Source organism: Thalassospira sp. ABD4_177 (genome assembly GCF_056160125.1).
The window spans coordinates 13,091-37,994 of sequence record NZ_JBSWWO010000002.1 but is presented as its reverse complement, the minus strand read 5'-3'; the positions used below and the strand labels follow the sequence as shown (position 1 = coordinate 37,994).

24 protein-coding genes are annotated in these 24,904 nt (G+C 55.6%); 12 read left to right on the top strand and 12 right to left on the bottom strand.

The genetic code is table 11. The features are described 5' to 3' along the window. Positions 1 to 115 precede the first annotated feature (115 nt). The 5 genes from ACXAF0_RS12880 to speB all read right to left on the bottom strand — a co-directional run bounded on the left by ACXAF0_RS12880 (position 116) and on the right by speB (position 7,661). Positions 116 to 3,199 (bottom strand): FAD-binding and (Fe-S)-binding domain-containing protein, encoded by a 3,084-nt coding sequence (locus tag ACXAF0_RS12880; protein ID WP_475346279.1) that lies wholly within the window; start codon positions 3,197 to 3,199, stop codon positions 116 to 118. A gap of 744 nt (positions 3,200 to 3,943) precedes the next feature. Next, positions 3,944 to 4,744, bottom strand: coding sequence for an ABC transporter ATP-binding protein (locus tag ACXAF0_RS12875; protein ID WP_475346278.1), 801 nt, complete (start codon positions 4,742 to 4,744; stop codon positions 3,944 to 3,946). A gap of 14 nt (positions 4,745 to 4,758) precedes the next feature. After that, the gene (locus ACXAF0_RS12870) at positions 4,759 to 5,553 is read right to left on the bottom strand and encodes an ABC transporter permease (protein ID WP_475346277.1); all 795 of its coding nucleotides are present in this window, start codon (positions 5,551 to 5,553) and stop codon (positions 4,759 to 4,761) included. A gap of 38 nt (positions 5,554 to 5,591) precedes the next feature. Next, on the bottom strand, positions 5,592 to 6,569 hold the full coding sequence (locus ACXAF0_RS12865) for an ABC transporter substrate-binding protein (RefSeq protein WP_475346276.1): 978 nt from the start codon (positions 6,567 to 6,569) through the stop codon (positions 5,592 to 5,594). Between the two features lie 75 nt (positions 6,570 to 6,644). Then, positions 6,645 to 7,661, bottom strand: coding sequence for an agmatinase (gene speB, locus ACXAF0_RS12860; RefSeq protein ID WP_475346275.1), 1,017 nt, complete (start codon positions 7,659 to 7,661; stop codon positions 6,645 to 6,647). A gap of 163 nt (positions 7,662 to 7,824) precedes the next feature. Here speB and ACXAF0_RS12855 point away from each other — a divergent pair, with 163 nt between their 5' ends. Beyond that, a complete protein-coding gene (locus tag ACXAF0_RS12855) occupies positions 7,825 to 8,778 on the top strand; it encodes a LysR family transcriptional regulator (protein WP_475346274.1) in 954 nt (317 codons plus the stop codon). A gap of 21 nt (positions 8,779 to 8,799) precedes the next feature. On the opposite strand, the gene ACXAF0_RS12850 is transcribed toward ACXAF0_RS12855, so the two are convergent. After that, positions 8,800 to 9,093 carry a type II toxin-antitoxin system RelE/ParE family toxin gene (locus tag ACXAF0_RS12850; protein WP_475346273.1) on the bottom strand — a complete coding sequence of 98 codons (294 nt, stop codon included), beginning with the start codon at positions 9,091 to 9,093 and terminating at the stop codon, positions 8,800 to 8,802. After that, the gene (locus tag ACXAF0_RS12845; protein WP_475346272.1) at positions 9,081 to 9,359 is read right to left on the bottom strand and encodes a CopG family ribbon-helix-helix protein; all 279 of its coding nucleotides are present in this window, start codon (positions 9,357 to 9,359) and stop codon (positions 9,081 to 9,083) included. The genes ACXAF0_RS12850 and ACXAF0_RS12845 overlap by 13 nt, the downstream gene beginning before the upstream one ends. A 261-nt stretch (positions 9,360 to 9,620) precedes the next feature. Here ACXAF0_RS12845 and ACXAF0_RS12840 point away from each other — a divergent pair, with 261 nt between their 5' ends. The 6 genes from ACXAF0_RS12840 to ACXAF0_RS12815 all read left to right on the top strand — a co-directional run bounded on the left by ACXAF0_RS12840 (position 9,621) and on the right by ACXAF0_RS12815 (position 15,104). After that, on the top strand, positions 9,621 to 10,751 hold the full coding sequence (locus ACXAF0_RS12840) for a LysR family transcriptional regulator (RefSeq protein WP_475346271.1): 1,131 nt from the start codon (positions 9,621 to 9,623) through the stop codon (positions 10,749 to 10,751). A gap of 130 nt (positions 10,752 to 10,881) precedes the next feature. Beyond that, positions 10,882 to 11,721 (top strand): hypothetical protein, encoded by an 840-nt coding sequence (locus ACXAF0_RS12835; protein ID WP_475346270.1) that lies wholly within the window; start codon positions 10,882 to 10,884, stop codon positions 11,719 to 11,721. A gap of 374 nt (positions 11,722 to 12,095) precedes the next feature. Continuing rightward, the gene (locus ACXAF0_RS12830; RefSeq protein WP_475346269.1) at positions 12,096 to 12,272 is read left to right on the top strand and encodes a hypothetical protein; all 177 of its coding nucleotides are present in this window, start codon (positions 12,096 to 12,098) and stop codon (positions 12,270 to 12,272) included. Between the two features lie 146 nt (positions 12,273 to 12,418). Further along, a complete protein-coding gene (locus tag ACXAF0_RS12825) occupies positions 12,419 to 13,330 on the top strand; it encodes a hypothetical protein (RefSeq protein WP_475346268.1) in 912 nt (303 codons plus the stop codon). A gap of 107 nt (positions 13,331 to 13,437) precedes the next feature. Next, positions 13,438 to 14,481 (top strand): patatin-like phospholipase family protein, encoded by a 1,044-nt coding sequence (locus ACXAF0_RS12820; protein WP_475346267.1) that lies wholly within the window; start codon positions 13,438 to 13,440, stop codon positions 14,479 to 14,481. Positions 14,482 to 14,534: 53 nt separating this feature from the next. After that, positions 14,535 to 15,104, top strand: a complete 570-nt coding sequence (locus ACXAF0_RS12815) for a sugar O-acetyltransferase (protein ID WP_475346266.1) — start codon at positions 14,535 to 14,537, stop codon at positions 15,102 to 15,104. Positions 15,105 to 15,203: 99 nt separating this feature from the next. On the opposite strand, the gene ACXAF0_RS12810 is transcribed toward ACXAF0_RS12815, so the two are convergent. Continuing rightward, a complete protein-coding gene (locus tag ACXAF0_RS12810) occupies positions 15,204 to 16,394 on the bottom strand; it encodes an FAD-dependent oxidoreductase (RefSeq protein WP_475346265.1) in 1,191 nt (396 codons plus the stop codon). A gap of 240 nt (positions 16,395 to 16,634) precedes the next feature. On the opposite strand from ACXAF0_RS12810, the gene ACXAF0_RS12805 reads away from it, so the two are divergent. Beyond that, on the top strand, positions 16,635 to 16,961 hold the full coding sequence (locus tag ACXAF0_RS12805; RefSeq protein ID WP_475346264.1) for a DMT family transporter: 327 nt from the start codon (positions 16,635 to 16,637) through the stop codon (positions 16,959 to 16,961). Between the two features lie 30 nt (positions 16,962 to 16,991). Here ACXAF0_RS12805 and ACXAF0_RS12800 read toward each other — a convergent pair whose 3' ends face one another. Then, a complete protein-coding gene (locus ACXAF0_RS12800) occupies positions 16,992 to 17,888 on the bottom strand; it encodes an NAD-dependent epimerase/dehydratase family protein (protein ID WP_475346263.1) in 897 nt (298 codons plus the stop codon). A 133-nt stretch (positions 17,889 to 18,021) separates the two neighbouring features. Next, on the bottom strand, positions 18,022 to 18,489 hold the full coding sequence (locus ACXAF0_RS12795; protein WP_475346262.1) for a RidA family protein: 468 nt from the start codon (positions 18,487 to 18,489) through the stop codon (positions 18,022 to 18,024). 272 nt (positions 18,490 to 18,761) lie between these two features. On the opposite strand from ACXAF0_RS12795, the gene ACXAF0_RS12790 reads away from it, so the two are divergent. The 3 genes from ACXAF0_RS12790 (at position 18,762) to ACXAF0_RS12780 (ending at position 22,124) form a co-directional block, all read left to right on the top strand. Beyond that, positions 18,762 to 19,655, top strand: coding sequence for a DMT family transporter (locus ACXAF0_RS12790; RefSeq protein ID WP_475346261.1), 894 nt, complete (start codon positions 18,762 to 18,764; stop codon positions 19,653 to 19,655). A 90-nt stretch (positions 19,656 to 19,745) separates the two neighbouring features. After that, the gene (locus ACXAF0_RS12785) at positions 19,746 to 21,440 is read left to right on the top strand and encodes a phosphoethanolamine transferase (RefSeq protein ID WP_475346260.1); all 1,695 of its coding nucleotides are present in this window, start codon (positions 19,746 to 19,748) and stop codon (positions 21,438 to 21,440) included. A gap of 63 nt (positions 21,441 to 21,503) precedes the next feature. Beyond that, positions 21,504 to 22,124, top strand: a complete 621-nt coding sequence (locus ACXAF0_RS12780; protein ID WP_475346259.1) for a TetR/AcrR family transcriptional regulator — start codon at positions 21,504 to 21,506, stop codon at positions 22,122 to 22,124. Between the two features lie 16 nt (positions 22,125 to 22,140). Here the strand turns inward: ACXAF0_RS12780 and ACXAF0_RS12775 are convergent, their stop codons facing one another. Both ACXAF0_RS12775 and ACXAF0_RS12770 read right to left on the bottom strand, forming a co-directional pair. Further along, positions 22,141 to 22,563, bottom strand: coding sequence for a secondary thiamine-phosphate synthase enzyme YjbQ (locus ACXAF0_RS12775; RefSeq protein WP_475346258.1), 423 nt, complete (start codon positions 22,561 to 22,563; stop codon positions 22,141 to 22,143). Positions 22,564 to 22,613: 50 nt separating this feature from the next. After that, positions 22,614 to 23,441: a DODA-type extradiol aromatic ring-opening family dioxygenase gene (locus ACXAF0_RS12770; RefSeq protein ID WP_475346257.1), complete on the bottom strand. Its 828-nt coding sequence runs from the start codon at positions 23,439 to 23,441 to the stop codon at positions 22,614 to 22,616. A 310-nt stretch (positions 23,442 to 23,751) separates the two neighbouring features. Here ACXAF0_RS12770 and ACXAF0_RS12765 point away from each other — a divergent pair, with 310 nt between their 5' ends. Then, positions 23,752 to 24,807 (top strand): AraC family transcriptional regulator, encoded by a 1,056-nt coding sequence (locus ACXAF0_RS12765; protein ID WP_475346256.1) that lies wholly within the window; start codon positions 23,752 to 23,754, stop codon positions 24,805 to 24,807. The last annotated feature ends 97 nt before the right edge of the window (positions 24,808 to 24,904 follow it).

Here is a 24,904-nt window from a genome sequence, read left to right as displayed (position 1 = left end):
ATAGAGATCGTCATTCCGGGCAAGCGCAGCGCTGACCCGGAATCCACCTGTTGTTATGGCGGCTATGGATCCCCGCATGCGCGGGGATGACGGTTGGCGGGGGTTTAAAGTGGGCCTATGCGACAAGCTTGGCGAGGTATTCCACCGGATGCTGCGGCTTGATCCCTTCATAGCGATCCACCTGACAACGGCACGAATAGCCGGTCACCAGCATGTTTGCTGCACCCGTCGCATCGACCTTCTTTTTCCAGCTCAGGTCATAGAGCTCGCGCGAGGTTTCCTGATGGCGGGTTTCGTGGCCATAGACACCGGCCATGCCGCAGCAGCCGGTTTTTTCCGTGGCGAGCTTTAGCCCTAACGCATCAAAGATTTTCTGCCATTTCACGCCGGTATCGGGGATGGAGGTTTTTTCCGTGCAATGGGGGAACAGGCTTGCCGGGGCATCGGTTGCGCCCATGTTAACGCCGTTCTCAATTTTGGGTGGGGTGAGGCGGCCGTGCTCGATCTCGCCCGCCAGCCATTCATGGAACAGATGCACGCGATAGTCCGGGCGGTTGCTTAGTCGCTGGGCGTATTCCTGCCGATACGTCAGGGTCACGCTTGCCTCAATCCCGATCATCGGCACGCCCGATTGCGCGATTTTGCCCAGCACGATGTCATTTTGCTTGGCCTGATAATCAAAGCGTTTGAGGAACCCCTTCACATGCATCGCCTTGCCATTGGGGCGGTAGGGCGGCACGAAAACGCGATATCCCAGACGCTGCAAAAGGTCGACATGGGCCAGCACCACGTTGGTGTCGTAATGCGTGGTAAAGCAATCCTGCACAAGGATCACCGACTTGGCCTTTTCATCGGCCGAAAGCCCATCCAGCTCCGCCTGCTTGAATGTGCCAATGCCGCGTGCACGCAGGCCGGATTTAAGGCTCTGGCGGTGCAGTTTCGGCAAATCGGTCAGGCCGATGAAGCGTTTGAAAATCCATGGCATCGGCGGGATCGATTGCAGCGCGTTAAACAGCCCCGGCGCCTTTGCCAGAAGCGGAGCGATATTTTCCAGTGACGCAATCACATGGTCCTTTACGGGTCTTTTGTAGCGCGTGTGATAGGTCTCAAGGAACCGGGATTTCATTTCCGGGATGTCGACCTTGACCGGGCATTGCCCCGCACAGGCCTTACACGAAAGGCAACCGGCCATCGCCTCATAGACGTCATGGGAGAAATCCCGGCCATTGATGACAGCCAGATCCTTGTTCATCGGATCGGTACCAACCGAAAGCTGGCGGATCCATTCGCGGATCATCCCGGCCCGGCCCTTGGGCGAATGGACGCGTGATCGCGTGACCTTATAGGACGGGCACATGGCATCCATCAGATCCCAGTTAAAGCACGCCCCGTTGCCGTTACACCGCGTCGCGTTCAGATATTCATCGCGCAGCGCATCCTCGACCTGGCGGTCAAACTGGCCGCGCATGGGGGCTTTGTCGATGGCCGTGATGGGCGTGTTTTTACTGTATGGCGAGGCGATCTTGCCGGGGTTAAGCTGCCCTTCGGGATCGAACGCTTCCTTGATGCGGCGCAGAACATCATAAAGCTCCGGCCCGAAATAAACGGGGGAGTATTCGCCGCGAAAGCCCTTGCCATGCTCGCCCCAGATCAGGCCGTTATAGCGTTTGGTAAGCTCCGCCACCGCGTCTGAAACGCGCCGGATGCGGGCCTCGTCCTCTTCAGCCATCATGTCAAGCAGCGGGCGGACATGCAAACACCCGACATCGACATGACCAAACATGCCGTAATCAAGCCCCTCGGCATCCAGAAGCGCTCTGAACTCGGCAATGAAATCGGCCAGGTTCTCCGGCGGCACAGCGGTATCTTCGACAAACGGGGTGGCGCGGCGTTTGCCCTCAAGGTTGCCCAGCAGACCCACCGATTTCGCGCGGATTGACCAGATGGCGGCTATTTGCGCAGGGTCGGTCGCCTGCACAAAGCCGATGGGTGCAAACTCTTCAGTCGGGTTGGCATCGAGGTAGGCTTTGAGTTCCGCCTGTTTGGCGCTAACCTCGGCCTCCGTCTCGCCAACGAATTCGACGACGTTGAAACCGCGTGTGGGGGTGTTGCTGTTTTCCGTGCCGAGAAGCTTTCCCAGCATGTGCCAGCTTTCATCCTGCCGGGCCAGTTTCATGACCTTGTCATCGATGCTTTCAATCGCCACCGGATCAAACTGCACCAGGGTTTTGACGTGCCGAAGGGCACTGTCAAAGCTGTTATAGCGCACCACCGTGACGGCCTTGTGCTGTGGCAGCGGAATGACGCGGAAGGTGATTTCCTTGACCATGCCAAGGCTGCCCTCGGCCCCGGCGATCAAAAACGACAGGTTCATGTCGCCTGAGTCAGATACCGCTTCCTTAAGGTTATAGCCCGTAAGTCCCCGGTTCATTTCCGGGAAGATCGATTTGATCTGATCCCGGCGCGCGCTGATTTCGTCAAAGACCTTTTTATAAAGTGCCCCGGTTCGGTCATCGCGCGCCATGATTTCCTGGGCTTCAAGCGCGCTCATCGCGCGGGTATTGAAATCCGTGCCATCGACAAGGACGGTGGTCATGTCATGGATGTAATGGCTGGTCTTGCCATAAATCCGCGATCCCTTGCCGGAGCTATCCGATCCGATCATGCCGCCCACCGTGGCGCGGCTTGCAGTCGACACCGCCGGCGGGAAGAAATAGCCGTGTGGCTTAAGCCAGGCATTAAGCTGATCAAGCACCACACCGGGCTCGACATGCACAAGCCCGCGCTCGGCATCAAAGCCCAGGATATTGTTGAGGTGCTTGGAGGTATCAAGAATGATGGTGTTATTAAGCGACTGACCATTGGTACCGGTGCCGCCACCCCGCGGGGTGATTTTGACCTCGGAAAACTTCTCGCGCCCGGCCATTTCCATTACCACATTGATGTCATCACGCGTCTTAGGCTGCAGCACGGCGGTTGGCATCACCTGATAAACGCTGTTATCGGTGGCATGGATCAGGCGTGTGGGGAAATCGGCATGGATTTCACCCTCGAATTTCCCTTCGGCCTCCAGCGCTTTCAGAAAGCCCAGCGTCAGACTGTCCAGCGACCGATCCGGGGTCAGGGCCGGCAATTTCGAAATCACGCTTTTGTTCGAAGCATTCGTAACCGGGATGGCAGCCGGGGCAGAAACGGACATCAGGCTCTCTCAATATTCGTATGATAATTTCATATGCCTTATGGGCAGGATCTCCGGTGCGGGCCGGACCCCGAAATGGCATGTCGCCCATTTGACCTGATCGCGATTGAATAGACAAATCGAAAATTCCGAAAGATTATTCAAAATAAGTGAATAATCGAAGCACTGGGCAGGGGGCTCTGGGCAGCCGGTCAACATGCCGCCTGATGGGTGGTTTTTATTCCTCATACAAATTGTTTTGGCTGGAAATTCCGGACGCAAATTTTGCGGCGGGCAGGGGATGCATTTTGCCACGAAGCGGAGATCCGCTTGAGCCCTTTTCCGGGCCTCAAGTCTCGGTCCGTCCTAGGCGGTATTGGCCTGCAAATGGCGCTCGGCTCTTGCATCAGGCATGGTATCCTGGTGGCGAGTGCTTTGGGCTTGGTTCTCGCGGGGGAACGGGGAGCGCAAATTGGGGCGTGGGCCGGGGTAATCGGCTTGGGGTGTCGCGCTTCAGTATGCGTGAGGTGGATTGCGGGGGACTGTTCGGGTGCCGAAGTTCGGCATTTCGTGGCGCCGATGGGCTACAATGCCCGGAATAGCTCGGGTTTCGGCGTTTTGCGGTGCCCGAGAAAAAGCGGGAATGTGCGGGATTTGCTGTGAGCCGCACATTCCCTGTGCCTGAGCCTGTCGGGTGGTGGCAAGTCAGGCAGGTGTTTGCTCGTGCCCTTTAAACTGGGCGTTTTGTCGCTGTGCGCGCCGCGTTTACGCGGTTTTGCGGTGGTTGGAGGCGTCTTCGGCCTTGATCGCTTCGTCATGCATCAGTGACAGGATGGTGCGCTTATAGTCCATGAATTCCGGGCTGGTGAGCGCATCGATGTGGCGCGGGCGCGGAATGTTGATATCAAGCGACTGCTTGATCAGGCCTGGACGGGCCGACATCACATGGACTTCATCACCAAGGAAGATGGCCTCGTCAATGTCGTGGGTGATGAACAGCACCGTTTTGCGGCGGGTCTGCCAGACATCAAGCAGGAGTTCCTGCATCATCTGACGGGTTTGGCTGTCAAGCGCGCCAAACGGTTCATCCATCAACAAAATGCGCGGATCATTGGCCAGCGCCCGGGCCAGCGCCACGCGCTGGCGCATGCCGCCCGACAGTTCCTTGGGATAGGATTTCTCGAACCCTTCCAGGTGGACGGCCTTGAGAAGATCATCGGCGATGTCTTCGCATTCGGATTTGGCAAGGCCCTTGAGCTTCGGGCCAAACATGACGTTTTCGCGGACCGTGAGCCACGGAAACAGGGTGTAGCTTTGAAACACCATGCCGCGATCGGCAGACGGGCCGTTGATCGGATCGCCATCAAGTTCCAGCCGCCCCGATGTCGGGGTTTCAAGCCCGGCAACAAGGCGCAAAAGCGTGGATTTGCCACAGCCCGACGGGCCGACAATGACGGAAAAGGTATCGTTGGCAACATCAAGCGACACGTCATCAAGGGCGAGAACCGGTGGTTTGCCCTTGGGTTCGAACCGTACCGTGATGTCACGAAGGGAAAGCATGCTCATGACTGTATCGCCCCTTAAAAATCAGCAGACCAGGGCAGCAAGCGCCGGCGTGCCCATTTAAAGAAGAAGTCGGTGATCAGGCCCAAGATGCCGATGGTAAAGACACCAAGCAAAATCACATCGGTAAACAGCCCGCGCATGGCGTTGAGAATCATATAACCAAGGCCGGTATCGGCTGCGACCAGTTCTGCGACCACCAGATAGGTCCAGGCCCAGCCCATGGTCACCCGCAGGTTATCCATCACACCGGGCATGCAGGCCGGAACCAGCACACGGGTGACAACGCGACGGCGATCCGCACCAAGGGTGTAGGCGCAATCAATCAGGTCCTTGGAAATCCGGGCCGAAACATCGGAAATCAGGATGAGCTGCTGGAAAAAGGTGCCGAGGAAAATCACCATGATTTTCTGTTCGATCCCGATGCCGACCCACAGGATCAGAAGCGGGATCAGGGCCGAAACCGGGATATAGCGCATGAAGCCGGTGATCGGCTCAATCAGCGCCTGCACGGCGCGGAAGCTGCCCATCAGGATACCAAGCGGCACGGCAAAGATCGAGGCCAGGATAAAGCCCGACAGGATGACAACAAGGCTTGCCCACATATGTTCAAACAGCGACATATTGGCAATACGCTTGATGCCGGCTTCCACCACCTCATGCGGGGCGGCAAGGAAGTCCTTGGGCGTGATCCCGCCATAGGTGAGCAAGCACCACAGGGCCAGGATAACAACAACCGAAATCAGCGACAGGGTGACATAGGTTCCCTTGTCGATATCGGTTTTGGGTGAAAAAAGCGATCTGGTCCACATGATGCTTGCTCTTTAAGTCTTTGTATTATGGCGTTTTGTTACTTGACGATGTCGGACGCCAGCATGCTTGCCGGTTCCAGATCAAGCGAGAACAGACCGCCTTCCTTGCCAAGCGTCATCGCATTGGCAATGGTGCCAACAATGCCGTCTTCGTTGGCCGGATCCATGAAGGACTTGTTCATGTCGGCATCATAAAACGCAATGCCCGAACGGGTATCGGCAAAGACCGCCGGGTCTTCAAGCCAGCCACCAACACCCTTTGCCATGATGACATCGGCTGCTTCTTCGTTGGCTTTCTGCCAGGCGATTGCCTTGGCCCATGCACGATACAGGGCTTCCATTTCCGGACGGCGGGCTTCAAGGGTTTCCTCGGTGGTGACCGCGATGTCGGTGATCAGACCCGGTGCCTTGGAGCTGTCGATCAGAAGATGACCATGTTCGGTATCCTTGCCACGCGTCAGCCACGGCTCCCAGGTCACAGCGGCGTCAACACGCTTGGCGACAAAGGCCGCACCGGCGTCACCGGCCGACATGTTCATGGAATTGACGTCATCAAGGCTCATGCCAGCTTCCTTGAGAAGAACACTCAGGAAGAACTGCGAAACAGATCCCTCGGTATAGGCAACGTTTTTGCCCTTGAGGTCGGCCATGCTGGTGATGTCGGCATTGGCAACGATGCCGTCGCCGCCGCGTGAATCATCCAGCGCGAACAGATAGGTCAGCGGGTGGTCTTCGGTGTAGAAGCCCAGCACCGTATCAATTGTGGTCACGGCAACATCAATCCGGCCAGCCGCCAGGGCGGGCATACGGGTTTTGACGTCTTCCATCACGACAAGATCAACATCAAGGCCTTCTTCTTCAAAGAAGCCTTCTTCTTGCGCGATATAAAGCGGGCCATAGCCGACCCAGGTCGAATGGGCGATGGTGAGTTCCTCGGCCGAGGCGGCCGTGGAAAGAGAGAAGGCGGTTGCGAGTGCCGCACCCGACAGGCAGATTTTGGAAAGTACGCTTTTCATCAATAGTGTCTCCGGTGTGAGATGCTCTCTGATATGGCTTTCGTCTTTTGATTTTCTGGTCTTTTTCGGATTGCCTCAGCCCGATTTTCGGTTCGGGTTTCTGGTGGCTTTAGACCCGGCCAGCACGCACAGCAATTCATACATGAGCGAGATGCCAAGCCAGGCTGTTCCTCCCGAAGGATCAAAGGGTGGGGAAACCTCGACAAGGTCCGCCCCCACAAGATTGAGACCGCCCAGAGAACGGATCATTTTCTGGGCTTCGCGGCTGCTAAAGCCGCCGATTTCCGGTGTGCCGGTCCCCGGTGCAAAGGCCGGGTCAACCGCATCAATGTCAAAGCTGACATAGGTTTTATCCATGCCGACAATATCGCGCGCCTCAAGCATGACCTGATCAAGGCCGCGATCAAGAACCTCTTCCATGCGGATGATGCGCACACCCTGTTCAAGGCCCCATTCAACATCTTCGCCGTCATACATCGTGCCGCGAATGCCGATCTGAACCACGCGGTTCGGATCAAGGTAGCCTTCCTCGATCGCGCGACGGAACGGAGTGCCGTGGGTGTATTTGAAACCGTTGAAATAGCTGTCAAACAGGTCGGTATGGGCATCGAAATGCACCATGCCAATCGGGCCATCCGCCGCCAGCGCCTTGAGGATCGGATAGGACAGCAAATGATCGCCGCCGGCACTGAGCGGGCTGATGCCCATTTCTTGCAGTTTGGCGATAAAGCCGGTGACGCTTGCCAGCGTATCCATGATGTCGGCCGGATTGACCGGCGCATCGCCGAGATCGGCGACGTTGCGGTCTTCAAACGGGTTCTGGCCGGTGGCCGGGTGTTTCGGGCGGATCATGGTCGACAGATCGCGCAACTGTCGCGGACCGTGACGAGCGCCTGGACGGTTGGTGGTTCCACCGTCCCATGGCACGCCAAGGAGTGCGATATCGACCTCTGCACAGGCAGCATCCGATATTGAAATTTGCGGGGCGCGCATGAAGCTTGCCACACCGGCATAGCGCGGCAGGGTCATCGCCGAGGGCGGAACAAAGGAAATGCCCGATGCTGCATCAGGTTTGTCGGTGGCGTTGCTCATTTGGTCGTCCCTCAAGGCGGTGGCGCTGGTGGCGCGGTGGCGCAATAGAATGGTTCAAAGCGTGTCGAGAGATTGCCATGGCGGGACGTGTTCAATAATATGAAACTTTCAAACTAAACGTCTGATTTTTTCAACGTATCACTTTCGCAAAGGTTTGCGCCCGATGTCTGTCAATCTGCCACCGCTCAGTGACGTGGATTTCCGCCAGCTGCGGATTTTTCGATCCATCGTCGAAAGCAACGGCTTTACCGCCGCCCAGGATGACCTTGGCATTTCCAGATCGACCATCAGCACCCAGATGTCTGCGCTTGAAACCCGGCTGGGGGTGAAGCTTTGTCGGCGCGGGCGGTCGGGCTTTTCGCTGACCGAACATGGACAAAAGATCTATAGTGAGGTGATCAAACTGTTTGCCGCCGCCGACTCTTTCCGGGCCGAGGTCGGGGCGATCCGCGGCAATATGGTGGGTGAGCTTCGCATTGGCGTGATTGATGCCATGGTCGAAAACCCCAATTGTAAGCTCGATCGCGCGATTGCGTTGTTTAACGAACGGGCACCCGGCGTGCATCCGACCTTTGTGGTGGTCTCGCCCAACCAGATCGAAAACGCATTGCTCAGCCGGCAGATGGAAATTGCCGTCATGCCCAACCAGCCAATGAATGCCGCGATCCAGATGCAGCAGCTTTTTCACGAAGAACAGACGATGTATTGCGGCAAGGATCATGCGCTGTTTGAAACCGCACATTCGAAAATGCCGATCGAGGAATTGGCCGAACAGAAATACGCAAGGCGCGGTTATTCGGTCGCACTCGCCTTTCAGTCGCTGTTCAAACATCCGCCGAGTGCCACGGCCTATGACATGGAAGGGCTGGCTTACCTGATCCGAAGTGGCAAGTTCGTAAGCTTCCTGCCCACCCACTTTGCCCGGCAATGGGTCGAGCGCGGCGAGATGCGCGCGCTTCGCCCCGACCTGCTCAGCTTCAAGATCGCCATGTGCGTCGCCAACTTCCCGCAATCGGTGATGTCGCGCATGGCGCGCGAGTTCCGCGAATGCCTGATTGAAGTGCATCCGACGGTGACGGCAATCAAAACCGTGCCGCCGACGCTGGATAAGAAATGAGTTAGAGGCGGAAGCGGACTTTCAAGAATATCCTGCTTCGCGCTGATGACGGATGACCAGAATGGTCACTGTATCCCCGTCAATCCGGTATCGTGCGACATATCCGCTGTCACCAAAATCAATCAGCCATTCCCGAAATTCTTCAGGAAGGTCATCAACCAGACGGCCAAGATTGGGGTGGGCGCCAAGTACCTTCAGGCCTTGACGGATGGCTTCCCCTGCACGGCGTGCTGCATCAGGATTCTTTGTACGCAGAAACTCACGGAGCCGTTGCAGGTCCCGAAGGGCTGCAGGCGCAAATCTTACTTGTGACATTCGGGTGCTGGCAATTCATCGTCCGTTCCCCAGCTTTCCAGCCAACGGTCGACCTCTTCAGCGGTTGCGTGAAGGCCTGTTTCCTGGAACTCTTCCCATGCCTGCTCCGTGTCACGCTTTAGCGCCTCACGCTTCTCTTCGCGTTCTACATATTGCGAAATCGCTTCGCGCATGATCCAGTGCGATGTACGTTGCCGGGCTTCGGCAAGATGCCGAACGCGGCCTTTCATGTCATCATCGAGCTTGATGGACGTTGCAGATGCCATGTGAGCCTCTGAGCCAAAAGGTAATACCTTGTGCTACCGTAGCGTTTTCGGGCCGTTTTGTCTAGCTCCAGGCCCGTCAGTTCACCCCTCCGATATTGAGAAAAGGCGACAGATTGGTCGAAAGGGGACAGGTTTATTTTTAAGAATGACGCCTCGCGAGGTGGAAACGTTTGCACAAGCCAATAACCGTTTTCCCAAATCCGGTTCGGGCGTTATGGTTTGATCGGGCAGGGGAATTCACCGGAACGGACCATCACGACCATGCTGTCATCGCTTAATATCCGTCATATGCGTGTGTTTGTCGCAGTTGCCGATCAGGGCAGTTTTACCGCTGCGGCCGGGGTTCTGGGGCTTGGGGTTCCGGCCATCACCGCGACCATTCGCCAGTTCGAGGATGTGACGGGCGCAGCACTTTTTGATCGCACGACGCGCCAAGTGGCGCTGACCCAGACGGGTGAGCGGTTTTTGCCGATTGCGCGTCGGTTGCTGGCCGATTTTGAAGAGGCGCTTGGCGATCTGGATGCGCTGTCCAAGGGCGTTGGCGGCAAGATTACGATTGCAGCGGCCCCATCTGTTTTGACGCGCATTTTACCTGCCGTGATTTCCGAATTTGTTGCTGCCCATCCCGATGCGCGCATTCGCCTGGATGAACGCAATGCCGGTGAAGTGCATGAGGCGGTGGCGAATAATGCCGCCGATTTCGGCATTGCCGGGGAATGGCAGGCGTTGCCCGATATCGATTTTCGCCCGCTGTTTTCCGACCGGTTTGGCGTGCTGTGCCGGGCCGATCATGCATTTGCCCAAAAATCGGTTTTGCGCTGGTCGGATTTATCGGGGCAAAAGCTTGTCGGGTTGGGACCGGAATCCGGCACCGGCGCACTGATGGCGCAGCCCGGTGTGACCAGCGATTTGTCCTCGGACACAATGCCGGTTTTAAGCCCTGCGGTGCGCGATGCAGTGGCAGCAGGCATTCCGGCGGCAAAAACGGTTCTGGCCAGGGCGCAAAAGGCGATGCGGGCCGAGGAAAAGGCGCTGCAATCGCGTGACCCAAACGCAGGCGAAACATCGGAAAACGAGGATCTCGCATTGGGTGCAACCGGCCCGGTCCTGCCGCGCCCGATTGTCGAAACATCCAACACCATCACACTGGCTGCCATGGTCGCCGAAGGGGTGGGGATTACGGTTTTGCCGGAACTGGCCGCGCGTGTGTCGGATATGGCCGCCCCCGAAAAGCTGGTCTTCGTGCCACTCACCACCCCGGAACGCCATCGCCATATCGGCGTGATCATGCGCAAAAGCAAAAGCCTGTCACCGATTGCGCGTCTGTTCCTGGATCAGGTGATCGCGCTCGCCCCCAAACAGGACCTTCCGGCCAGTTTGACATGGTATTGAGTGGATTGCCTATTCGTCTGGAACGATCAAAGATAATATCAATGATTGATTGTGGGAAAATATACACAATCAAGGGTTTTGTTTGGTATAGTCAATTTCCGTGCTGAAGATGAGGTTCAGGGAGGTTCGCTTGATCGATTATGCTATTGTGCACGTAGCTTCAGGATTGGCATTGTTCTACATAATTTTCAGTATAGTTGCATCGGCGATACAGGAAGTTATTTCTAGGGCGCTTGGGTTGCGCTCATTTCACCTCAATGATGGCGTCAGACATTTGATAGGTCATAAGTATGCAAAGGCAGTTTACGCTCACTCTTTGATCAAAAGCCTAGCTCATAGGGAGGGGAGACTTCCGTCCCGTATCACGCCAGAGAGACTGAGTGAGGTATTGCTTGAGGTCCTTGCCAGAAACCAGAATGGAAAATCCTTTGCCGGGTATAGTAAAGATGAGGTACGGGACCTGCTAGCTAACTTACAGAAATATGGGTCTGATGGTACCGAGGGTGAAAAGGAAGATTGCAGAATTGCTGAAGTTTTACAAACACTTGCTGCCGGTGCTGATTGTACAGCTGAAGAGTTGCGGGAGAAGCTGACAGATTGGCTAGGCGAGGGTTTGATAGTTGTTGCAGAATGGTACGAGCAAAAAGCAAAGACCTTGATTATTTTAATATCTGCTGTTTTGGTGCTTGTAACTAACGCGAGTACTGTACACATCGCGGAAGATCTATGGCACAACGCATTGTCGCGGACTGATATTGACAGTGATGCTGCCATTGCTTTTCCTTTCGGCTGGAAAGGAGACAGCATAATAGAAAATGTTGAGGCGTTGTTCTCTGGTGCTGAAGTTTTTAGGGCGATAATCGGTTGGGTGATTACGATTGCTGCGATCAGCCTCGGTGCACCATTTTGGTTTGATCTAGTAAAGAAAATATCGAGTCTTAAGGGTGTCGGGAATAGCAAACCTAAGTGATGTAAGGCGAGAAATATTGCCAGATTGATGGAAAGGCCTTTTCCCTGCTAGCTAAATTGCGCAATTCATTTGCCATTAGGTAATGCGAACAGACTGTCTGACAGGGGGGTCTTGTCTTTGATTGCCCGGTTAGGTTCATCTTAGAGGTTTGTATATTTCTTTACTTGTGGTCATCCATCGCTTTGCCGGCCAATTTACAATAGATATCAAGCCAGCATTGCCTGAGTTTTTTTATCACTTGGTTGCTTGACCAAAGCTAGTTCATCTCTAAGTCTACAACGTCTCAGGATCCATCCGTCATCACGTTGATCGCCATAGTGGTAGAGGACATACGAATCACGGTCCCTTCGTAACTGGCAGCAAAGGTTTCGGATATGGCAGCCCCTGAAAAGCTGATTTTTGTGCCGCTGACCACCCCGGAACGCCGTCGCCATATCGGGATCATCACCAGCAAAAGCAAAAGCCTTTCGCCGATTGCGCGCCTGTTCCTTGATCAGGTGATCGCGCTCGCCCCCAAACAGGACCTCCCGGCCAGTTTGACGTGGTACTGATGCGACTTGGTCGTCAATGGGTTTAACTGCATCAATCATCATTGATTGATTTCAGTTATATTCATTCAATTAATGATATAATTCTGATATAACGGTACCCTGCCTTTGGGAAGGTTTCGGGGGACGTTGTTATGTTTGAACATCCGGTGATTGATGTCGCGTTGGGGCTGATCTTTTTCTATGTGACTTTGAGTATTGTCTCATCGGCCGCGCAGGAGTGGATTGCAAGCCTTTGGAAGCTTCGCTCAATAAATCTTCGGGCCGGGATCAAGCGGCTGGTGGGGGACAAATACGCCAAGGCGGTTTATGCCCATCCGCTGATCAAGAACCTGTCGCGGAAAGATAACCAACTTCCATCCTATATTGCGCCCGAAACACTCAGCACTGTGTTGCTCGAGGTTCTGGCGAAGAACAACGACGGCAAGTCCTTCGTTTCGCTAAAAGCCAAGGAAGTTCGCGATCTCGTCGCCAAGCTGCCACAAGCGGCGGCCGGTGATGCAGCAGATAAGAAGGACGACGATGACCTCGCCGCACTATTGAGTGCGATGATCACTGAGGGAGAAAATGCTGCCACTGAGCTGCAGGACAAGCTGGCCAACTGGTTTGACGAGGGCATGACCCGTATTTCCGGCTGGTATCAGCGCAAGGTCAAGCTGTTCATTGTTGTGATTTCTGGGGTTGTGGTCGTGGTGACCAATGCCAGCACGGTTCATATTGCCGAGGAACTTTGGACGAATGATGCGCTGCGGACCGAGATTGCGGCACAGGCAACGGTTGCTGCAGCAAAAGGAGATCTGAAACTGCTTGAGGACCAGAACCTAACGGATATTCAGCAGTTTCCGATTGGTTGGCAGAAATATACAACTTCCAAAAATCCCGTTTCGATTTGTAAAGATTTGGAGTGGCTTAAGCTGCTTATCGGCTGGCTGATCACGGTTGCGGCGATCAGTCTTGGCGCGCCGTTCTGGTTTGACTTGCTGGGCAAGGTGGCGAACCTCAAAGGCACCGGGGGCAAGGTAGAGGACAAGCCGAAAAAGGCGAAGGACGGAACGACCTGATTTTCCGCGCGTGATTCATCACTGGCAGAGCGGGCTGTTTACGACATATCATGGCCAGGGTTCAGACACTCGAAGCCTGACATGATGACCCGGTCGCAGGAGATGGCATGAGCACGGATACGAAGAACGCGTCAAAGCCCCGCAAGAAGATCAATCTGGCCCTGCAGGGCGGGGGATCGCACGGGGCGTTTACCTGGGGCGTTCTCGACCGGTTGCTTGAGGATGAAGAGATCGAGGTCGAGGCGATTTCGGGTACATCGGCCGGTGCCATGAATGCCGCCGTGGTGACGTCGGGCTTTTGCAAGGGCAAATATGACGGCGCGCGCGAGGACCTTGAGGCGTTCTGGTCTGCGGTTTCCGAAGCCGCGCGGTTCAGCCCGCTGCAGCGATCCCCGATTGATGTCTTGTTTGGCAACTGGTCGCTTGGCAGTTCGCCGATGTATCAGTGGCTGGATATGTCCGCCAAGATGTTCTCGCCCTATGACCTCAATCCGGTGGGGGATAATCCGCTGGCGGGGCTGTTGGGGGATGTGGTTGATTTTGATCAATTGAACAAAAGCCCGACCAAGCTTTTCATCACCGCGACCAATGTGGAAACCGGGCAGGCAAGGGTGTTTCGCAACCCTGATATCAGCCTTGATGTGCTCCTTGCCTCTGCCTGTTTGCCAAACATCTATAAAACCGTCGAGATCGATGGCGTGCCTTATTGGGACGGGGGATATTCGGGTAATCCCAGCCTTGGTCCGCTGGTGCGCGAATGTTCGGCCAATGACACGGTGCTAGTACAGATCAACCCGGTCAAGCGGCCGGGCATTCCGAAAACCTCGCACGAGATTTCAAGTCGGCTGAACGAGATTTCGTTTAACAGCAGCCTGGTCAAGGAGCTGCGCATGATGTCGGTGATCCGCAAGGACAAGCCACCCCATCAGTGCGAGGCCAGCAGTTGGGGCACCATGCGCATGCATCTGATCGCCAGTGACGTGATGCTGGAACTTGATCACACGACCAAGATGAATGCGGAATGGGATTTTATGACCATGCTGCGCGACAAGGGGCGCGAGGCGGCGGGGCATTTCCTTGATGCCCATCGCGGCGATATCGGCACCCGCCCGACACTTGATCTGGAGCAGTTTGCGCCGGATTATATCTGATATATTCGACCGCCTCGTCCTACCCAAGATCATGATTCTGGAAAGCGCCACGGATGTCAGAAAGCCCCAAGCCCAAAACCGATCTGGAAATAATGCAGGCCGGTGAGTGGTATTCCTGCCTTGATCCGGAAATCGCCGTGTTGCGCCATCGCGCGCTTGAGGCGTGTCATGAGCATAGCGTCCTTTATCCGTCTGAGCGCGGCAATATCGGGCCGAAGTTGCGGGCGCTGTTTGCAGCATGTGCGGATGATGTGCGGATCGAGGCGCGGTTTCATTGTGCCTATGGCATCAATATTCATTTGGCCGAGGACGTGTTTTTGAATGTCGGCTGCGTGATCCTGGATACCGCGCCCGTGAAGATAGGGCGGCATTCGATGCTGGGTCCGAATGTGCAGATTTATTGTGCCGACCATCATCGTGATCCGGAGCTTCGCAAACAGCATCTTGAAATCGCACGACCGGTGACGATTGGCGAAAATGTCTGGATCGGTGGGGGTGCGATTATTTTACCTGGCGTTACCATCGGGGATGAGGCGATTGTCGGTGCCGGATCGGTTGTCACACGCGATGTGCCCGCCGGGGCGACGGTTGTTGGTAATCCGGCAAGGCCGGTTGGGCGGTAAAACGTTTTTTTTTGGAATCCTGTGGAATCCTGCGGTGTCAGGATTCCCGCCGGCGCGGGAATGACGGGTGAGGGCGCGGACGGTGGGTGGGCGGGCGGCTTATTTGCCCACCCCGACCTTGATGGCGAGTTTACGAAGCGGGCCGATGCGGTTGATGGCGGTGAGGCCGGCGTAGCGCAGGTCGCGCAGTGTTTTGGGTTCGAACATCGATGCGCGGTTGAGCAGGTCGATGCCGCCGACGCGGGCCACGGTTTTGGGCAGCTGGCGGCGTTCGTAGGATTTCAGAAGCGGGGTCGCGCCGATATCCTCGCCATGCAGTTTGGCCTTGGCCATCAGTTCGGCCAGGGTTTCGATGTCATGCAGGCTCATGTTCAAACCTTGCGCGCCGATTGGCGGCACGACATGGGCGGATTCTGCGATCAGGGCAAGGCGGGCGGCAATCAGGCGCGACGGCACTTGCGAGATCATTGGCCAGACGGCGCGCAGGCTTGCGACTGTCAGCGGCCCAAACAGGTTCATGGTGTCTTTGGTGATTTCGGCGGATAAGGCCTCGTCGCTCATGGCGTTCAGTTCATCGGCACGGCTGGCCGGAACCATCCAGACGACCGACGAGCAGGGCTTGCCATCAAGATCGGGCATCGGGACCAAGGTCAGCGGGCCGCCGGTGCGATGGATTTCGGTCGAGATGCTGTCATGGGGTTTGTCGTGGGTGACGACAAAGACCAAAGCACTTTGATCATAAGCCCAGCGTTTGTATTTGATCCCGGCCATGTCACGTAGCGACGAGTTGCGGCCGTCTGCCGCGATCACCACTTTGGCCTGCACCGTCTGACCATCCGATAGTGTGGCTTCGCCGTAGCGTGCGGTGCTTTTGAACGCCGTCACCTTGGTCGAGAAGCGGAAATCGACATTATCAAGTTCGGCCAGGCGCGCCATCAGGGCGACACGGGCGGCCTTGTTCGAAACGTTCCAGCCAAAGAAGCCGTTCTTGGTTTCCGCGCCATCAAAATCGGCGGTTTCGCGCGGGGTGCGCTCCGCACCACCGGCATCGACAATCCGCATAACCCGCAGTTCCGCACCGGTCGGTTTGATGGCATCCCAGACGCCAGCCTTTTTAAGTGTTTCGATGCCGGGCTCGAGAAAGGCGGTGGTGCGCAGGTCCGTACCTTCGCCGATATCGACCGGGGCCGGGTCGACAATCACGATCTGATGGCCGTCTGCCGCAAAACGTGCCGCAGCACTCATTCCGGCGATGCCGCCGCCTGCAATCAGAATATCGGTTTCGATCATGACTGTTTATCCTGTTTCTTGGCCGGGGATGGCGGTCCGTATCTGTGCTGCCATCGCCATTAATCCATGCCGGGCAATGTGCCCTGTTGCGATAGTATACGCAATCAAATTGGCGCAGGTTTGATCCAGATTACAGCAAGGTAATTTTGTCGGTTTGGCGTGGGGATTGCCCTAAAGAGCGTTTTCGGCCATTTTGGAAATGCCTGCCGCCACCACCCCTTACAGTTAAGGACGTCAAAGATGCTCGCCTGGGTATTTCTGTTTGTTGCGATCAGTCTTGAAGTGATCGGGACGATATCGCTGAAATTTTCCAACGGATTTACCGATTGGAGATTTACGGTGCTGAGCCTTGGCGTCTATGGGCTGAGCTTCTGGGTGTTGTCGATGACGCTGCGCATCATTCCGGTCGGAACCGCCTATGCGGTTTGGGCCGGGCTCGGGACGGCGTCGGTTGCACTGATCGGCTGGCTGTTCCTGAAGGAGCCGATGACGGCGGTTAAGTCTGTGTTCCTTTTGATGATCATTGCCGGGGTGGTTGGCCTGAAAACGATCAGTACGGAAAGTTAATGACGTTAACTTTTGGCGCCCTGGTTCAGGTCATTTGATCGATTTGATGTCGGCTGCGATGTTCTGATGAGCGGGGGACCAGCCCAGATCGCGGCGGGCGGCCTGATTGCTCATGACCTGATGATGGGCAAGGCCCGCGGCCCAGCTGCCGAGATGTTCGATGGCGGTTTGGGTGCTTATCGGGGCGAGCTGGCAGTTGTCATTTCCGAAATGCTGCGCAATCAACTCGGCAAGGTGTTGGTTGGTCACACCGTTCAGGCCGACCCCGCACCAGGATGACTTTTCTTTGCCATTCTGCAGAACCAGGCGATACAGATCGGCGAGATCGTCTGTGTGGATCATCGGCAGGGTGGTGTTGGCATCGCCGATGACTTGTACCCGGTTTTCAAGCCACGCTGTTTCGATGCCACGGGCAAACAATCCGTAATGGCCATGGCGGCCGGTGGCGTAAACACAGGCCGGATGAATGATGATGCCATCAATCCCGTCATCGCTGCGTACCCGATCAATGCCCGCACACATCCATTGAAAATCGGGCAGGGGATCAAATGGCGTGCTTTCACCAATTGCTTCATCCGGGGTGGTTTGGGCGAAAAGCCATGTGCCGCCGGTATAGATAAAGCGCACCTGACCCGGCATCTGGCGGGCGGCGGCGATCAGGTGATCAAGAAGGTTCTGATCAGTTTCCGCCATGTCAGCATCAAATGTGCAGGCGGTGTGGATGATGGCATCGACATCTGGCAGATCGGTGATCCAGGCGGCGGGATCGGTGATGTCGCCCATGATCGCGGTGGCGCCAAGGTCGGTCAGAAAACTCTGGCTGGTAGGGGCTCTGGCAAGTGCGAAAACATGGTGTTGATGGGCCATCAGGTTTTCAACAATGGCCGAGCCGATCAGGCCGGTACCGCCGGTGACAAAAACGCGCATTTTCTTCCTCCGCGATGGATGTGATGCGGTCTTGTCCGACCTCAACCCCGGTTAAGGTCAAGAACAAGGTGGTGGCCGGGCATAAAAAAGCCGGGCAGATCCGCCCGGCCTTGATGATTTGGCGGCAGTGAAATCAGTTGGCGACTTCGAAAATGCCGTCAATTTCAACCGCAACGCCGAGTGGCAGGGCGGCAACGCCAACGGCCGAGCGGGCATGCTTGCCGACATCGCCAAAGATTTCGACCATGGTGTCAGAGGCGCCATTGACGACTTTGGGCTGATCGGTGAAATCGGGGGCGGAATTAACGAATGCGTTCAGTTTGACAACGCGCGTGACCTTGTCGAGATCGCCGATGGCGGCCTTGAGCTGTGCGACAAGGTTGAGCGCGCAAAGACGGGCAGCCTTCTGGCCGGTTTCGACATCATAATCAGCACCAAGTTTGCCGACGAATTTCAGTTCGCCATTTTCCATGGTGATCTGACCGGAAATATGGACCAGATTGCCGGAAGCCACATAGGGCACATAGTTCGCCACCGGGGCGGTTGCGGTCGGAAGCGTGATGCCGAGATCGGCAAGATGGGCGTCGATTTTACCAGCCATGATGATCCATCCTTGTTGCGTGGCAGATGTTCAAATTTGCCCCCAACTTATCGGGGTTGGCGGGCAAACAAAACAGTTTCTTTGTATCGCTGCAATCGCCTGATCTGCGGAGCAGGCACGGGCCGGAAACCCATTCAAGAACTGTTGAAAAAAATCGAATTGCCATAATGGGAAAGGCCCGTAACAATGGGGCTTCGGCAGCACAGCATACCGCGTGCTGCTTTGTTTTTTGTCGTATTGACGCAGCACTTGCCGCGAAAAGGTTGGATCAGATGGCGTTACGGGATCAGATGAGGCATGTGCATGGTGGCTGGATTGCCCTTTTGGGGGTTTTGATCCTGTCGCCGGATGCGCTTTTGCTGCGTCTGATAGAAGCCGATGATTTTACAACCGCGTTCTGGCGGATGGGCTTTTTGAGCATGGCGCTTTTGGGTGTTGCGCTTTGGAATGGGGCGCAGCAGGGCAAGAGCATTGTGCAATCCATCCGGCCCAGCAGATATGAAATGCTGACCGGGCTGTTTTACGGCGGGACCTGTACGCTTTTCATGTTTTCGGTGCGCAATACCGATGCGGCCAATACATTGATCATTATTGCCGCGACGCCGCTTCTGGCCGGGTTGATCGGGGTGTTTATTTTCAAACGTTCCCAACCGATGCGGACCTGGATTGCATCGGTTGTGGTGTTTGTTGCGTTGCTCAGCCTGTTTAGTGCCGGGTTTGGCGGAGCAAATGCGCTGGGTGATATGCTGGCCCTTGGGGCGTCGATCTGCATGGCGGGTTATTTCAACGTGCTGGGGGCCAAGTCTGATATCGATGCGATCAAGGGCATGCTGTTTGGGTCTTTTGTCGTCTCGCTGGTGTTGTTGCCAGGTGCTGAGCCGTTTTCGCCAATCGGGGCAGACTGGATCTGGCTTTTGTTGATGGGTTTCTGGGTGTTACCGGCGTCATTCCTTTTGATTGCTTATGCTTCGCGCAAAATTCCGGCGGCAGAAGTCAGCTTGATCATGCTTAATGAGGCGATCTTTGGATCGTTTCTGGTCTGGGTGTTTGTCAATGAAGTGCCCGACGAGATGACGTTGATCAGCGGGTCGGTTGTAATCAGTACCCTTGTCATCCACAGTCTGATGGGATTGCGCGCAAGCAAGCGGGCCCGTGCCGCCGCGTGATGCGCGCGCAGACATTCCGAATGATTTCAGTTTGCTGTCAGGTTCGCGCGGTATGCGTGGGGCATGGTTCATTGCCCCAGGGATGCCCGCATGCCACGAAACCGTTCGTTCTTACGTCTTTCACCGATTGATTATCGATATGGCCTTTTGGCGCTGGCGGTGTATTTCACGCTGGTTCTGAACTGGAAGGTGCTGGGGCATTTTTACAGCATTCTGGCGGGCTTGGGTGATTATGACGCGGGCTTTGCCATCAGCGCGCCATTTGTTCTGATCTGCGCATCAATGGTGGTGTTTACGCCGTTTTCGTGGCGCTATCTGTTCAAGCCGTTCTTTGTTTTCCTGATCCTGACCGGGGCGTTAGCGCATTATGCGATGTTGAAATACGGCATCGTGTTTGATCGCGGCATGATCGAAAATGTGGTCGAGACCAATCAGGGCGAAGCGCTTTCCTATTTCAATCTGGAGGCGGTCTTGTGGTTTGTGGTCACTGGGCTTGTGCCCGCGATCTTGCTGATCCTTGTGCCGCTGAAATTCCCGAAAACCGTTTTGCGTGGAATCGGGCAGCGGGTGGTTTTGATGGTGGTGCCGCTTTTGGTGCTTGGCGGGATCGGGGCGCTTTATTTCAAGGATTACGCATCGGTCGGGCGCAATAACAAGGTGCTGGGCAAGGAGATCGTGCCGTCCAACTACATTACCGGGACGATCCAGCTTGTGAAGCTGCGCTATCTTTATGCCGACATGCCGTTTCGGGCCATCGGACAGGATGCGCGCAAGGTTGCGATGGCCGCCGAGGACAAGCCGACCCTGATGTTTCTGGTGATCGGCGAAACCGCGCGGGCGCAAAGTTTTGCGGCCAATGGCTATGGGCGCCCGACATCGCCCTTTACCAGCCAGATTGACGGTATGCTGGCCTTTCAGGATGTGTCGTCTTGCGGAACGGCGACGGCGGTTTCAGTACCATGCATGTTTTCGCCGATGGACCACGCCGGTTATGACGGTGACGTCGCGCGCCATAGTGAAAGCCTGATGGATGTGCTCGATCATGCCGGGATTGATGTTCTGTGGAAGGAAAATGACGAAGGCTGTAAGGGGGTGTGTGACCGGATACAGCATATCGAGATTTCGCCCGATGAGTTTCCCGAAGAGTGCGCACTGGGAACGTGCTTTGATGAAGTGATGCTGCGCGGCCTTGAGGGCGAGGTGACATCAGATAAGCCGCATGACCGGTTGATCGCCTTTCATATCATGGGCAGTCACGGGCCGACTTATTACAAGCGTTATCCCGACGCACATCGGGCCTTTGCCCCCGATTGTCCGCGCAGCGACATTGAAAATTGCAGCACAGAAGAGCTTATCAATACCTATGACAACACCATCCGCTATACGGACTATGTGGTCGCGCAATTGACCGAACGCCTGCAATCCTATCAGGACGATTACAATGTGGTGCTGCTTTATGTTTCCGACCATGGAGAGTCGCTGGGCGAGGGCGGGTTGTATCTGCATGGGGCGCCCTATGTTCTTGCGCCGTCTGAGCAGACCAAGGTGCCGATGATGATCTGGATGTCGGACGGCTATGCCAAGGCCAACCGGATTGAAACCGGATGCCTTGCCAATCAGGCACAAAATGGCCGCTTCTCGCACGACAATCTGTTTTCGACGGTGCTGGGCGCGATGCATGTATCGAGCGGGCTTTATCGACCCGGGACAGACATCTTTGCGGCGTGTCGCGGGCCTGTGATGCAGGCAGCCATCGAGCGTTCTTCGAATATCACCCGGAATTGACTCATCCGATCTTCTGATTTAAATGAGTGTACTCAGTGAGTGTGCTCATATCAGGGGATGTTGATGAATATTCGAACTGTCCAGCGCGAAGAAACCCGTCAGAAGATCCTTGATGCGGCGCGCGCGTGCTTTTGCACCGGGGACTTTGATGCCGTGCCAACGCGCGAGATCGCCAAGAAGGCCGGGGTGGCGGAAGGAACAATCTTCAATCACTTCCCGACCAAGGAAGAATTGCTGATCTGCTGTGTGGGCGCACAAATGGCGGAGGCCATTGAAAAAGGGCTTTATACCATGGACCCGGAATGGTCCTTTGTTGATAAAGTCATGCATATTGCGTCCTACCGGTTTACGCAGGTCGGGCTTAATCCCGGTTTGTGGCAAGTGATCATGCAGCAGATCGTGTTTTCGCCCAGAAAGGGCGCTGTGCATTCCGTCATGGAAAGCAGCGGGCTGGTTGCTGCTGTTCAGGCGCTGATTGAAGAGGCGCAGCTTTCGGGGGAGCTTAACCCGGACTTGCCGCCTTATCTTATACAGAAGACCCTGATGGCGCTGTTTCTCTTCACCATTCACGAGCATTTCAGCACGCAGAATTTCGATTGCGAAGACATGTGCGCGACATTGCGCGAACTGCTTGAGATTCAGGTGAAAGGGCTTTGGGTATCCGGGGGCGCGCAGGGGGCCTAATCCCGGAGGTCGCCAGCTATTCTCCAATCAGATGCAGGGTGACTTTGCGCGTATGGGGCGCGCGGCGATTTTCAAACAGATAAACGCCCTGCCAAGTGCCAAGTACGGCGCGGCCGTTTGAAACCGGGATGGTCAGCGACACATCGGTCAGGGCCGATTTGATGTGGGCGGGCATATCATCGGGGCCTTCGCAGGTGTGGCGATAGAGGCTGGGATTTTCCTGTACCAGCTGGCCAAAGAAGCTTTCAAGATCAAGGCGTACATCCGGGTCTGCATTTTCCTGAATGGTCAGGCTGGCGGATGTGTGGCGGACGAAAACGGTCAGTTGCCCGCACACAAGACCGGTTTCAGCCACCCATGACTGGACCGGTTCGGTGATTTCGTACAATCCCTGACCGTTGGTGGGGATTTCAAGGGTTGTTTGGTCTTGTGAAAGCATGGAACTCCGTCCGGCTTGGGGCCGGACGGGATCACAAAGAAGAACCGCCGTCAGGCCGCAGTTTTGAGCTCATCCTGATCGTAGAAGCGAAGGGCCGTCATGGCAAGGTTGCCGAACTCGTAACTGTTATGTAGGACCTTGGCAGCAAAGCCTTCGGGGGCGGCACCCAGCGTAACATAAAGCGGCATCAGGTGGTCGTCCTCGGGATGAGCCATTTTGGCGCCAGGTGCCGTATCGCGATAATCAAGCAGGGCGTTGATATCGCCCGCTTCGATTTTGTCCAGCATCCAGTCGGTGAATTCGGTTGCCCAGCCTTGCGGCGGGCCTTCGTTGAAATCAAGGGCGCGCAGGTTATGGGTCATGGCACCACTGGCAAGGACCAAGATGCCTTTCTCGCCCAGTTTGCGCAGCTTTTTGCCCAATTCATAATGATCGCGCGCATTGCCATGGCCCAGCATCGATAGCTGAAAGACCGGAATATCGGCATCGGGGCGGGCGAGATACATCGGCATCCAGGCACCGTGATCAAGGCCGCGGTTAGCGTCGGTATCAATGCCGATTTCCTCGGCGATTTCACGCGCGAGTTCCGGGGCGCCATCAACGGCATATTGCAGATCATAAAGTGGCTGCGGGAAGCCGTAGAAATCATGGATGGTTTCCTGCTTGGCGGCGGTCGAGATCGTCGGCGCGGCGGCCTGCCAGTGGGCGGAAATCATCAGAATGGCGCGCACGCCATCGGTCATTTTTGACAGTTCATCGACAAAGAAGTCGAAGGCCGGCGTGCTTTGACGCGCCACCACCATCGGCGATCCGTGGGAAATGAAGATCGGCGCAAGGCTTTGTGCGCTGCTGCCGGTGTTTGAAGCTGTGTTCGTCATGGGAAAACCTCGATGGGTTATTCAATCATTTGATATGAATATGCGCCGCATCGGGGATATTGACCAGTCATGGTTTGGCAACAGTGTGTTGCCATTTGCGGTTTTTGTTCCCCAAAAGGAAACATTGGCGGAGGAATACCGGTCGCATAGTTTCGTGATTTTTCAGAAGGACTTTCGTTTGTTTCTGGAGGAATTATTATATAAGCATTTGCTTTTCATAATATTATGCAAATTTAAAGGTGCTTGATAATCAACCGGAAGAGGCGCATTGTGAAAGTAAGAATGATTTTCTGATTAAAGCTGTCAAGGTATGACGCAACAACGATCCCCCAAGAGCACGGTGCTTGAAAGATCACGCTTTTCCTTGCGTGATTTGCCCAGTGCCAAACAGTTCGAGATCTGGAAAGAAAGCATCAACTGCATCTATAGCGTGGATGCGGACCGCAGGATGCGTGCAGACGGTTTCGTTGCCAATCTTGATTCCTGGCGTCATCGCGATCTGATGATGGTCGAAGCGCAAAGCTGTTCACAAAGCTTTTCGCGCACGGCCCAGATGATCGCAGCAGACGGCATGGATCATTATAACGTCCAGCTTTACACCGATGGCGGGGTGAAGTCCGATATCGGCGTTGGTGGCGAGGTGCTTCAACCCGGCGGATTGTTGTTGCTTGATCTGTCGCAGCGGACCGAAGCCCAGGCCAGTGAGCAGTTCAATTCCCTGCATCTATTTCTGCCCCGGCGTCTGGTCGAGGATCATCTGACCAATCCCGAAGGTCACAACCTGCGTTTTCTTTCGGAACGCGATCCGCTGGTCGGCATGCTGTTTAACCAGATCCTGTCGATGCATCGCTATATCGATCAACTGGATGATAATCAGATATCGGTTTTGCAGAAATCCATCGTCATGATGCTGGCGACCTGTCTGAACGGTGCAACGGGCGAGACAAATGCGAACCAGGCGATGCGTCAGGACATCGAAAAGAGCGTGATGATACGGCGCTATTTCCGAGAACATCTGTTATCGCCCGACCTGACGGCTGAAACGGCGGCGGATGATCTTGGCCTGTCGCGATCAAACCTTTATCGCCTGTTCAAGAAACATGGCGGGGTTAATCAGTATCTGCGCGATATGCGGTTGCGCCATGCGCTCAAGGTTCTGGGGGACCCGATGCAGGGCAAGCGTTCGATCTATGATATCGCGCTTGAATGTGGTTATGAGACCGACACCGGATTTATTCGGGCCTTCCGCGCAAAATATGGCCTTACGCCGGGGGATGTGCGTGCAGGTGTTTCACCGCATCCGCGCCACGTGGATGAAGGGGCCCTCGACAAGCGTTATGAAAACTGGCTGCATACGCTTGGTTAGATGCCTGATCGACGGAGCTTGCGATCAGGCGAGGGGGGACGCGAGATCAGGCCCCTTCATCTTTTACCGTGCTGCACACACGGATCAGGCAACAGTT